Annotated in this window: 9 protein-coding genes; 6 read left to right on the forward strand and 3 right to left on the reverse strand. The window is 67.0% G+C overall.

Features of this window, described 5'->3' with window-relative positions:
* Positions 1–5 precede the first annotated feature (5 nt).
* The 5 genes from HL658_RS20015 to HL658_RS20035 all read left to right on the forward strand — a co-directional run bounded on the left by HL658_RS20015 (position 6) and on the right by HL658_RS20035 (position 7,143).
* Positions 6–3,122 (forward strand): efflux RND transporter permease subunit, encoded by a 3,117-nt coding sequence (locus HL658_RS20015; protein ID WP_180283955.1) that lies wholly within the window; start codon positions 6–8, stop codon positions 3,120–3,122.
* A gap of 30 nt (positions 3,123–3,152) precedes the next feature.
* The gene (locus tag HL658_RS20020) at positions 3,153–3,545 is read left to right on the forward strand and encodes a hypothetical protein (protein ID WP_180283954.1); all 393 of its coding nucleotides are present in this window, start codon (positions 3,153–3,155) and stop codon (positions 3,543–3,545) included.
* Between the two features lie 73 nt (positions 3,546–3,618).
* Entirely contained in the window at positions 3,619–4,095 is a 477-nt protein-coding gene (locus tag HL658_RS20025; RefSeq protein WP_180283953.1) for a DUF411 domain-containing protein, read from the forward strand.
* A 48-nt stretch (positions 4,096–4,143) separates the two neighbouring features.
* On the forward strand, positions 4,144–4,599 hold the full coding sequence (locus HL658_RS20030) for a c-type cytochrome (protein WP_180283952.1): 456 nt from the start codon (positions 4,144–4,146) through the stop codon (positions 4,597–4,599).
* 144 nt (positions 4,600–4,743) lie between these two features.
* Positions 4,744–7,143 (forward strand): heavy metal translocating P-type ATPase, encoded by a 2,400-nt coding sequence (locus HL658_RS20035; RefSeq protein WP_180283951.1) that lies wholly within the window; start codon positions 4,744–4,746, stop codon positions 7,141–7,143.
* A 220-nt stretch (positions 7,144–7,363) separates the two neighbouring features.
* On the opposite strand, the gene HL658_RS20040 is transcribed toward HL658_RS20035, so the two are convergent.
* The 3 genes from HL658_RS20040 to HL658_RS20050 form a co-directional block, all read right to left on the reverse strand.
* The gene (locus tag HL658_RS20040) at positions 7,364–9,766 is read right to left on the reverse strand and encodes an ATP-binding protein (RefSeq protein WP_180283950.1); all 2,403 of its coding nucleotides are present in this window, start codon (positions 9,764–9,766) and stop codon (positions 7,364–7,366) included.
* A gap of 403 nt (positions 9,767–10,169) precedes the next feature.
* Positions 10,170–10,367, reverse strand: coding sequence for a hypothetical protein (locus tag HL658_RS20045; protein ID WP_180283949.1), 198 nt, complete (start codon positions 10,365–10,367; stop codon positions 10,170–10,172).
* A 201-nt stretch (positions 10,368–10,568) separates the two neighbouring features.
* Complete coding sequence (locus tag HL658_RS20050) at positions 10,569–11,300, reverse strand: Crp/Fnr family transcriptional regulator (protein ID WP_180283948.1); 732 nt, start codon at positions 11,298–11,300, stop codon at positions 10,569–10,571.
* A gap of 225 nt (positions 11,301–11,525) precedes the next feature.
* Between HL658_RS20050 and HL658_RS20055 the strand changes: the two genes are divergently transcribed.
* Complete coding sequence (locus HL658_RS20055; protein WP_180283947.1) at positions 11,526–11,945, forward strand: PAS domain-containing protein; 420 nt, start codon at positions 11,526–11,528, stop codon at positions 11,943–11,945.
* The last annotated feature ends 24 nt before the right edge of the window (positions 11,946–11,969 follow it).

An 11,969-nucleotide genomic window follows, 5' to 3' on the forward strand; every position in this document is an offset into this window, starting at 1 on the left:
CCGTCATGTTCAACGTCCTCGTCAACACCAGCCTGCGCAACCGCCTGTTCGTGCTCGCCGCCGCCGCGCTGCTGGTCGTCTACGGCTCGTTCGTCCTCAAGGATCTGCCGATCGACGTCTTCCCCGACCTGAACAAGCCCACGGTCACGCTGATGACCGAGGCCGAGGGCCTGGCGCCGGAGGAGGTCGAGCAACTGGTCACCTTCCCGCTCGAGACCTCGATGAACGGCATGCCGGGCATCACCCGCGTGCGGTCGGTCTCCGGCGTCGGCCTGTCCATCGTCTTCGTCGAGTTCGACTGGGGCACCGACATCTACCGCAACCGCCAGCAGGTCGCGGAACGCCTTGCCATCGTCCAGGGGCAACTGCCGCCGAACGTCCGCCCGCAGATGGGACCCATCTCGTCCATCATGGGGGAGATCATGCTCATCGCCATGTCCGGCGACGGCGTGGGCCCGATGCAGGTGCGCGAGCTCGCGGACTGGGTGGTGCGGCCGCGCCTGCTCGCCATCCCCGGCGTCAGCCAGGTCATTCCCATCGGCGGCGAGATCAAACAGTACCGCATCGCCCCGGACCCGGCGCGCCTGCACGACCTGGAGATCACGACCGACGATCTGGTGGCGGCGCTGCGGCAGTTCTCGGCCAACACCGGCGGCGGCTTCATCGACCAGCACTCCGAGGAGTACCTGATCCGCAACATCGGCCGGACGACCCGGCTGGAGGATTTGCGCAACCTCGTCGTCGCCTACAGGACCGGCCAGCCCATCCTGCTTCACCAGGTCGCGGCGGTGGACTTCGCCGCCCGCGTGAAGCGCGGCGACGCCGGGGTCAACGGCAAGCCCGCGGTCATCCTGTCCGTGCAGAAGCAACCCGGCGCCGACACCACCGGTCTCACCGCGGAGGTCGAGAAGGCGTTGGCGGACCTGACGCCGTTCCTGCCGAAGGGCGTCCACGCCGACGAGATCCTGTTCAAGCAGGCCAACTTCATCCGGACCTCCATCGGCAACGTGGAGACGGTGCTGCTGGAGGCGGCGGCGGTGGTCGCCGTCATCCTCTTCCTGTTCCTGCTGAACGTGCGGACGACCTTCATCTCGCTCACCGCCATTCCGATCTCGATCCTGATCACCGTGCTGGTGTTCAAGGCGTTCGGCATGTCCATCAACACCATGACCTTGGGGGGCCTCGCCATCGCCATCGGCGAGCTGGTGGACGACGCCGTGGTGGACGTGGAGAACATCTACCGGCGCCTCGGCGAGAACCGGCGGGCGGAAAGCCCGCGTCCCGTCCTGGAGGTGGTCGCCTCGGCCTCGCAGGAGGTGCGCTCGGGCATCGTCTACGCCACCGTCATCATCATCCTGGTCTTCGTGCCGCTGTTCGCGCTGTCCGGCATCGAGGGGCGGCTGTTCGCGCCCCTGGGCGTGGCCTACATCGTCTCGATCCTGGCGAGCCTCGTCACCGCCATCACGGTGACCCCGGTGCTGTCCTACTACCTGCTGCCGCGCCTGAAACGGCTGGAGGAGCACGAGAGCTGGCTGGTGCGGCGGCTGAAGGCCGTGAACGCCCGGCTGCTGGGCTGGGCCTTCGCCAACCCGCGCACGCTGTTCGCCGCCGTCGGCACCACCGTCGTGATCGCCGCGGCGACCGTGCCCGGCCTGCCGCGGGCCTTCCTTCCGCCCTTCAACGAGGGCACGCTGACCATCTCCATCGTCCTCAATCCCGGCATCTCGCTGGCCGAGGCCAACCGGGTCGGCCAGGCCGCCGAGACGCTCATCATGCGGGTGCCGGAGGTGAAGTCGGTCGGCCGCCGCACCGGCCGCGCCGAGCTGGACGAGCACGCCGAGGGGGTCCACTCCAGCGAGATCGATGTCGACCTCGTGCCCTCGGAACGCAGCCGGGCGGAGGTTCTGGCCGACGTGCGCGCCCGGCTGGCGGCCCTGCCGGTGTCGGTGAACATCGGTCAACCGATCTCCCACCGGCTCGACCACATGCTGTCCGGCGTCCGCGCCCAGATCGCCCTGAAGATCTACGGAGAGGACCTGGACACGCTGCGCAACCTCGCCGGGCAGCTCCAGCAGACGCTCGCGGGCGTGCCCGGGCTGGTCGACCTCCAGATCGAGAAGCAGGTCCGCATCCCGCAGGTGCAGGTCGTGGTGGACTACGAGCGCGCGGCGCTGTTCGGCGTCACCCCGGCCATGACCACGGAGGCGCTGGAGAGCCTGTCCAACGGCCGCGTGGTGTCGGAGATCGTGGACGGGACGCGGCGCTTCGACGTGGTGCTGCGCCTGTCGGACGAGGACCGCACCACCAGCGGGCTGGCGAACCTGCTGGTCGAAACCCCGGCGGGCCGGGTGCCGCTCAGCATGTTCGCCTCGGTGGAGGAGACGGACGGGCCCAACCAGATCCTGCGGGAGAACGGCAAGCGCCGCATCGTCATCCTCGGCAACGGCGACGGCCGGACGGACATGGCGCGGATCGTCGCGGGCATCCGCGGCGTGGTCGCCGGGTCGCAGCTCCCGCCCGGATACTTCACCAGCCTGGAAGGCACCTTCCAGGCACAGGAGGAGGCGTCCAAGACCATCGCCGCGCTGTCGATGGTGTCCCTGGCGATGATCTTCCTGGTCCTCTACAGCCGCTACCGCTCGGCCGTGCTGGCGCTGATCATCATGGGAAACGTGCCGCTGGCCCTGATCGGCAGCGTCGCCGCGCTGTGGATCGCCGGACAGCCGCTGTCCGTCGCCTCGATGATCGGCTTCATCACGCTGACCGGCATCTCGACGCGCAACGGCATCCTGAAGATCAGCCACTACATCAACCTGGTCCTGCACGAGGGCGAGGCCTTCGGGCGGGCCATGGTCATTCGAGGCAGCCAGGAGCGGCTGACGCCGGTGCTGATGACCGCGCTGTCGGCCGGTGTCGCGCTCGTTCCGCTGATGATCGGCGCCGACGCGCCGGGCAAGGAGATCCTGCACCCGGTGGCCGTCACCATCTTCGGCGGTCTCGCCAGCGCGACCCTGCTCGACACGGTCCTGACCCCGGTCCTCTTCCTCAAGCTCGGCGGGAAGCCGCTGAACCGTCTGGTCGAAGCCCAGGCCGGTTCGCTGCATCCGGCCGAGGCGTACTGACCCTTTCCATCGTCCCGCGGAGAAGCGCACATGAAGTTCTCGACTTTCGCCCTTGCCACCGTCCTGTTCGCCGTTCCGGCCGTGGCCCTCGCCGACGGCCCCAGGATCGGCGCGAACGGCGGCCAGCGGACCGACGCCGGGCCGTACCACACCGAACTCGTCCTCAAAGGCAACGATGTCGTGCTGTACGTCACGGACGCCGCCGACAAACCGGTGGACGTGACCGGGGCCAAGGCCGAAGCCACCATCCTGGCGGACAGGCAGACCCAGAAGGTCGTGCTGGAGCCGGCGGGCGGCAACGCCCTGAAGGGGCGGGCGAACCTCGGCGGCGCGCACGACAGCGTGAAGGTCGTGACCGCGCTGACCATGCCGGGTCGGAAGCCGGTGCAGGCCCGGTTCGAGATGGGCCGCACGGGCCACTGAATCCGGGGCGCAGGGCGGGAGCGGGCAGTGCCGCGCTCCCGCCGCACATCGAACAGGTTCAATGGAGATCGACATGGCGAAGAAGCGAAGCGGCGGCGTTCCGGCGGCGGTGTTCGGCGCGGTCCTGCTCGGCGCGGCCGTTCTGGGTGGCGTGACCATCTCCGGTGGCGGCACCCCGGCCGCTGCCCAGGAGGTCGAGGTCTGGAAGTCGCCGGCCTGCGGGTGCTGCGGTGGCTGGGTGAAGCACATGGAAGCCGCGGGCTTTACCCTGAAGGTCCACACCATCGAGGATGTCGACCCGGTGAAGGCCGCCAACGGCGTGCCGGACACCCTGATGTCCTGCCACACGGCGGTCGTGGACGGCTACGTCGTCGAGGGCCACGTGCCCGCCGGCGACATCCGCCGGCTGCTCGCCAAACGTCCGAAGGCGAAGGGCCTGAGCGCACCCGGCATGCCGCAGTCCTCGCCCGGCATGGACATGCCCGGCCAGCCCTACGACGTCATCGTCTTCGGCACGCCGGAGGGCAACACGATCTACGCCGGCCACTGACGTGGGGCGTGGACACCGTGTGACGCCGGGACCGGGATGCGGACATCCATGACGCTGAAGGTCGCTGTCGGGTCGGCGCTGGGCGCGGCGGTCGTCGTGGCGACCGTGGTCATGTCCGCCGGCTCGGGCGCGGGCGCCGACCCGAACGACGCCGCGCAGGTCGCCCGGGGCAAGGCGGTCTACGCCGAGCGGTGCGCGTCGTGCCACGGCGCGCAGCTCGAGGGCCAGCCGGACTGGCGGAGCCGCAAACCGGACGGGCGCCTGCCGGCACCGCCGCACGACGCCTCCGGACACACCTGGCACCACCCGGACGCCGACCTGTTCAGGATTACGAAGCAGGGCATCGCCGCGTTCGCCCCGGCCGGGTACGAGAGCGACATGCCCGCCTTCGGCGACGTGCTGAGCGACGCCGAGATCCGGGCGGTGCTCGCCTTCATCAAGAGCACCTGGGCCGAGGAGACACGCCGTCGCCACGCCGCGATGAGCGGGCGGGCCGGCAAGTGAGAGGCGGGCGCCGGCGGCATTCACGGGGGCCCCGGCCTTCCTGTCCTTGGACGGTGGAGCCCGGCCGGACGATCCGCCATGCCGCGTACCGGGGGCGCCAAGGGCGCCGGACCGCCGCCGGGCATGCGAATGGAGGAAGCCGACATGAGCGACCAGCACCGCAGCCACGCGCACCATCACGACCATCATCGCGGCGGGCACGACCACCATGCCGGAAACGCCGGCGACGCCAAGGTGAAGGACCCGGTGTGCGGCATGATGGTCGATCCCGGGCGGACCGACCACCACGCCGGGCACGGCGGCCGGACCTTCCACTTCTGCTCGGCGCGCTGTCACGACAGGTTCGTCGCGGCCCCCGAGCAGTACCTGAAGCCGGAGGCCGAGCCTGCCGCGCCCGAGACGGCGGTGCCGGCATCGCCGCGGAAGGGCGTGATCCACACCTGCCCGATGCACCCGGAGATCCGCCAGGAGGGTCCGGGCAACTGCCCCATCTGCGGCATGGCGTTGGAGCCGGTCGGCGCCAACGTCGGGGAAGGTCCGAACCCCGAACTCGTCGACATGACGCGCCGGTTCCGGGTTGGCACGGTCTTCACGGTGCCGCTCGTCCTGCTCGAACTCGGCGCCCACCTTCCCGGTCTGGGGCTCCACGCGCTGATCCCGCCGCAGGTTTCCCTGTGGCTCCAGTTCCTGCTGGCGACGCCGGTGGTTCTGTGGGCGGGCTGGCCGCTGTTGGAGCGGGGCTGGAGGTCGTTCGCGAACCGCAGGCTGAACATGTTCAGCCTGATCGCGTTGGGCGTCGGGGTGGCCTACCTGTTCAGCTTGGTCGCCACATTCCTGCCCGGCATTTTCCCCGCCGGGTTTCGGAACGCCGAGGGGCTGGTCGCGGTCTATTACGAAGCGGCCGCCATCATCACCGTGCTGGTGCTGCTGGGGCAGGTGCTCGAGCTGCGCGCCCGCGAGCAGACCGGCGGCGCCATCCGGGCGCTGCTGAACCTGGCTCCCAACACCGCGCGCCGCATCCGCCCCGACGGCGAGGACGAGGAGGTGACGCTCGACGTCATTCATGTCGGCGACCGGCTGCGGGTCCGCCCCGGCGAGGGCGTGCCGGTGGACGGCGAGGTGCTGGAGGGCCGCAGCGCCGTGGACGAGTCCATGGTGACCGGCGAAAGCATGCCGGTCGGGAAGGAGCCGGGGGCGACGGTGATCGGTGGAACCGTGAACCAGACCGGCGCCTTGGTGATGCGCGCCGACAAGGTCGGCTCGGACACCATGCTGTCGCGCATCGTGACCATGGTCGCCGAGGCGCAGCGCAGCCGCGCGCCGATCCAGCGCATGGCCGACGTGGTGTCCGGTTACTTCGTCCCGGCCGTCATCGTCGTCGCCGTCCTGGCCTTTGCCGGCTGGATGGTGTGGGGGCCGCAGCCCGCCTTCGCGTACGCGCTGATCGCGGCGGTGTCGGTGCTCATCATCGCGTGCCCCTGTGCTCTGGGGCTGGCGACGCCGATGTCGATCATGGTCGGGGTGGGGAAGGGCGCCACGGCGGGCGTGCTGATCAAGGACGCGGCGTCCCTGGAGCGGTTCGAGAAGGTAGACACGCTGGTCGTCGACAAGACCGGCACCCTGACCGAGGGCAAGCCGAAGGTGACCGCCGTGGTTCCGGCACCGGGCGTCGACGAGGCGGAGCTGCTGTCGTTGGCGGCGAGCCTGGAGCGGTCGAGCGAGCATCCGCTGGCGGCCGCCATCGTCGCCTCCGCCGGGGAGCGGGGCCTGCCGCTGCGGGACGTCGCCGATTTCGGCTCCGTGACCGGCAAGGGCGTGGCCGGAACGGTCGGCGGGCGCGCGGTGGCGCTGGGCAACGCCGTGATGATGCGCGACCGGGGTGTTGCGCTGGGCGATCTGGAGGCACGCGCCGACGAGCTGCGGCGCGAGGGCGCGACGGCGCTGTACGCCGCGGTGGATGGCCGGCCGGGCGGCGTCATCGCGGTCGCCGACCCGATCAAGGCGAGCACGCCGCAGGCGCTGGCGACGCTGCGGGCGGACGGCGTGCGCATCGTGATGCTGACCGGCGACAACCGGACGACGGCCGAGGCGGTGGCGCGGCGCCTGGGCATCGACGAGGTCGAGGCCGAGGTGCTGCCGGACCAGAAGCACCAGGTCGTCCGGCGCCTGAAGGCCGAAGGGCGGGTGGTGGCGATGGCGGGCGACGGCGTGAACGATGCACCGGCGCTCGCCGAGGCCGACGTCGGCGTGGCCATGGGCACCGGCACGGAGGTCGCGATCCAGAGCGCCGGGGTGACGCTGGTGAAGGGCGACCTCGCGGGCATCGCGCGGGCGCGGGTGCTGAGCCGGGCGACGATGCGGAACATCCGGCAGAACCTGTTCCTCGCGTTCGTCTACAACGCGTTGGGGGTTCCGGTCGCGGCGGGGGTCTTCTACCCGCTGTTCGGCTGGACGCTCAGCCCCGTCATCGCCGCCGCCGCCATGGCGCTGAGCTCGGTGTCGGTGATCGGCAACGCGCTGCGGCTGCGGCGGCTGCGCTTCTAGTTCTACTGTGTCATAAATCTGGATTGATGGCGCGGATCGCTGTAGGAAGGGGGGTTTATCGGTAGTTGGTTCAGCAGCAATGCGCATGAAGCCTGCGCAATGGAATATTCAGACATCGTCCGAATGAAAGCGCTGCCAACCCAACAGGTCGAAACCACACGGTCGGCGAGCGCGTCGCCAACCTGGAATGAGTTTGCTGTCGGAAACGGGGGCAAGGCGGTCAGCCCACCAGACGGTCGTCTTCGACCGGATGCGCGGGATCGCCGATCATCGCAACTGAGGGAATGAGGATGGTGAACGTGGTCCCCACCGCCACCTCCGACGACACGGACACGGGATGGTCGAGCATCCCGGACAGTCGCTGAACGATTGACAATCCCAGCCCCAACCCCTGCCCGCGCCGCCGCCCGGCGGTGTCCACTTGATGGAACTCCTCGAAAATGAGGTCGAGTTGATCGGCTGGAATGCCGATGCCGGTGTCAGTGACGCGGATCTCGACGCCAGCCGGAATCTGGTGACTTGACAGCGTGACGTTCCCTTCGGACGTGTAGCGGATGGCGTTCTCAATCAGGTTCCGCACCATGCGCCCGACCAGCACCCGGTCGCTGCGCACTGTCGCATCGCCGTGCAGCAATGCCCGGAATTCGAGCCCCTTGCCCCGGACCACGGGTGTGTATGCGGTGGCGATTTCGGTCAGGAGACCGTCGAGCGCGAACGAATTGATATGGACCTCGACCCCGCCGGCATCCAGGCGGGAGAGATCGAGCAGACCATCCAGCAGTTCCCTGAGCGTCGTCAGGTTGCTCTCGATCACGGCCATGCAACGCTCCGTCCGCTCGTCCACGTTCTGGCTGCGCAGCACCTCCATGAAGAAGAACAGCGACTGAAGGGGCTGACGCAGGTCATGGCTGGCCACGGCGATGAAACGGGCCTTGGCCTGCGACGCCTGTTCGGCGCGCTTCATGGCGGCCTGCAACGCTTCCTCCCGTTGCCGACGGCCCGTCACGTCGAGGGTGATGCCGACCACCCGTTGCGGTGATCCGTCGACTTGCCGAAGGACGCTTCCCCGCGTCGAAATCCAATGCGTCCGACCGTCACCGTGCACCACCCGATACTCCCGAATGAAATGGGCGCAGGCCTCGGCGATCACGCGGTCGTGCTCCGTCATCGCGGCGTCGCGGTCGTCGGGATGCAGATGACGTTGCCATTCCCGAGCGAAGGAGCCGGCGTCGGCGGGCGAGAGTCCGTGCATGAGGCACGCGTCGGGCGACGCGCTTCCTTCCCCGGTTCGCAGGTCGACGTCGAAGGTGCCGGCGTCGGCGGCGCTCACGGCCAGCCGGAGCTGTTCGGCGGAATGCCGCACCGCGGCCTCCGCGCCCTTCCGCTCGGTCACATCCTTCAGATAGAACGTCATCCCTTCCCGGGACGGAAACCCGCGGACGAGGTACCACTGCCCCGTGCACCGGCCGAAGAATTCGAACTCGATGGTCTTGTGCTCGTCCATCGCGCGCTGGCAGAGCTCCCGGACGGCCGTGTCGGACACCTCCGGAACGTGTCCCCAAAGGAGAGTCCCGGCCAGCTCCACGCCATCCGGCACCAACGCCAGCGCACGTGCGTTGGCGTAGGTGATGCGCCAGTCGCGATCCACCTCCGCCACCGCGTCGGTGATGGTGGACAGTACGTCGGCCATCTTCCGCTGTGTCGCGTTGGCCTGCTCGCGCACGCGGCAGTACTTGCGCACCGCGCAGGCCGCCCCGCCAGCGCACAGCAGCAGTATGACGGAGAAGGCCACCATCGAGCGCATTACCGCGTCGTCCACGCCGTCCATCCCGTCGTCGACAGCGACGGCGACGCCCGTGTAGGTGCCACTCGTGCCGGACTTGATGGGCGAATAGGCGAGAATGCGGGGGGTGCCGTCGATGCCGACGATCCGCGCAACACCGGGGCCCTCGGCGTCCAACAGATGATGGCAGGACGTGGCGACCGGTGCCCCGACCACACCCGGCCGTTCCGGAAGACGGGCAAGCACCACGCGATTGCGATCGGTGAGCATGATGGCGGCGTTGTCAGGCCAGGGCAGCAGCGCGATCAGGTGCTCCAGCCATGCGGTGTCGAGCACGGCGACAGCCTCGCCCACACGCGTACCTTCGGCATTACGGAAGGTCAGGGAAAAAGTCAGGGCCGGCCGTCCCGTTGCCGGCGATACGACAAGAGCCCCGATCGCGAAACTGTCCGCCGCCGTCGCCTCGCCGGGCGATGGAAAGGCGTTGGCCTGCATGCCCAACAACGCCGGGGCGCTGGCGCAGCGCATCACACCATGATCGTCCACGAAGGCGACCGCCAGATGTTCGGAATAATCCTTCTTCAGCCGATTCAGGATATCCCGGCAACGCTCCGGTGCGAGATTCGGCACGTCTGTTCGCACCAGCGTGGCAAGAATCTGCCGGATGCCGTCGAACGTCCGCTGCGCCTCGATATCGATGAGATTCAGGAGGCGCGATGCTTCTGCCTCGATTTCCTGGCGGCGATCATCGCGAAGCCGAATTTTCCCTTGGATTTCAAACGCGAAAATCGGCATCGCCGCCAGGACGAACAGCGCGAACAATTTGCGAATGTCCAACATCCGCCATCTCCTCGCCCCTCGGAAGGGACGCTTCATCTGCAAACAAACTAAGTATACGACCTCTGTCACGAAATTTCAATTTTGGGTTCGTAATATGATTCTTAATAGATGCGAAATACTTGTTCAAGATCCGAACATTAAAATTGTCTTAAACTCGATAATAACAAGATTTAGTTGGCCCACATCCCCACAATCAACAAAAGATAGACTCATAGGGTCCGAAACGTAGACTGATCGGATCAACCGTCTTATAGACTTGGCACAGAGCGGCACGTTGCCGCGGACATTGCGGAGTCACAATGGTCAGCACGTTGATCAATTTCTGATGGATATCCCTAAACCGCGTCTTTGAACATTGGACAGGGTGCAGCGACATGGCTTCCGGCTGTCCGCTGACGGCCGTTCAGGTCCGGTCGACGAAATGGAACGAGTGGAACACGATTGTGTTCGTGCGCACATCGCGGATCTCCAGTGTGAAGGCGGCTTTGAACTCCTTCAAAATCTGTTCCATGCCGCGCACCATGATCAGAATGCGCTCGAGCTGGAGGCCTTCATCATCGCCATCCATAAGCGTGCCGAAGCACGAAAACTGATAATTCATGACGCGTGTCTCCTAAAACATCCTCTGTTTTCACAGAACCTGACGGCAATTATTCGACCGCATACTGCGCGGCCCATTGACCGGAGATGACCGCACCTGAGATCTTGAATAGAGCATGGGAGCAGCAGATGATTCACCCGGCCTTTTGCACTTGCAGCATCCATTCGGCTGACGCCGGCACACATGTGCCAGTGGCGCGCCTCACAGGATGAACTGGCACCCGGTGGGCTCGGACGTGGTGTAGCAGGCGAAGGAAATCAGAGCGTCACGGTTGTGGATGACCAGCATGTTGCTGCCCAGCGTGGCCAGCCCACGATCCCTCAATTCCGTCAACGACCGGTTCACATGGGTACCCGAAAGCCCCAGCGAATCCGCGATGTGCTGCCGCTGCAAGGGAAAATGCACCCAAGACCCGTTGCCGATGCCGAGATCGCGCACACGGTCGAAGATCTCCAGCATCAGATAGCCAATGCGCTGCGGAGCCGTCAGCCGGCCGATCGCAGCAAGGCGGTTTTCATAACGTCGCTCCTTGGCGAAGAGCGTGCGGATCAACGTCCGGTATCGCGTGGGACGGCCGATCAGGTGGTCCTGCACCGCGCCATTGTCCAGCACGCAAACAGTCACCGGCGTCAGCGACTGCACGTGATGGTCCATGATGCCGGTCAGTGCCTTTTCCAGGCCGATCGCCTCGCCTGGCAATAGGATGTCGAGAATCTGCCGGCTGCCGTTCGGCAGGCGGCGGTACTTGAACGCCCAGCCGGCTATCAGGGTGCACACAGCGTCGCCGATGCGCGGCGACGGCGCAATGTCTTGCTTCGGCGGCATTGAGACCTGTCCCGACCGCGAATGCATGATGTCCGTCAGTTCATCATCCGTGAGTTGCTCGAACAGCGGTTTGCGGCGAAGATCGCAGGTCAGGCAGGGGGAGTTCATGCAGGGTCCTTCGTGCGCCCTTGCGATGTTGTCGGCATCGTTCCACGCGGGCGAAACTATGGCGCACCCCAAAGTGCCGTCAAAGCCACCTTCTGCACGACTCGCCTCGTATGTTATCCGAGCAGCGGTCTCGCACGCACTGGCACATTTGGTCTCCAAGGCGCCGAATGTTGTCAGACCAATGAACCGGCGCGAACCGCCCGCCCAGGGAGTGTTGACGAGGCCATGACCGGCGATGACAAGACAAACGCCCCTCTTTTCGGCGACGGTGCCGGAACCAGCGACCGAACCCTGTTCGACGCCGACCGCATCCCTGCCATGGTTTTCGTATATCGTGCCGACGGTCGCTGTGACTACCGCAACCAGCGCTACTACAACCTGACCGGCCTGGATCCGGTCCGGGATGGAGACAGCCGCTGGGGAGCGGCCCTGCATCCGGACGATCACGCCCCGGTCCGCGAGCGATGGCGCGAAAGCGTCCTGCTGAACGTGCCGTTCGAAGGCCGTTACCGGCTGCGCATGGCGGACGGCACCTATCGATGGCACGTCGAGCGGGCGGAGCCGCACTACGACGACGGAACCGAGGCGATCCTGTGGTACGGCGTCGCCATCGACATCCACGGCCTTCCGGACTCCCCGCCATAAATCCGTGCGTGACCGGGATGATTC

Origin of the sequence: Azospirillum oleiclasticum (genome assembly GCF_013423485.1) — a bacterium.
Taxonomy (GTDB): Bacteria; Pseudomonadota; Alphaproteobacteria; order Azospirillales; family Azospirillaceae; genus Azospirillum; species Azospirillum oleiclasticum.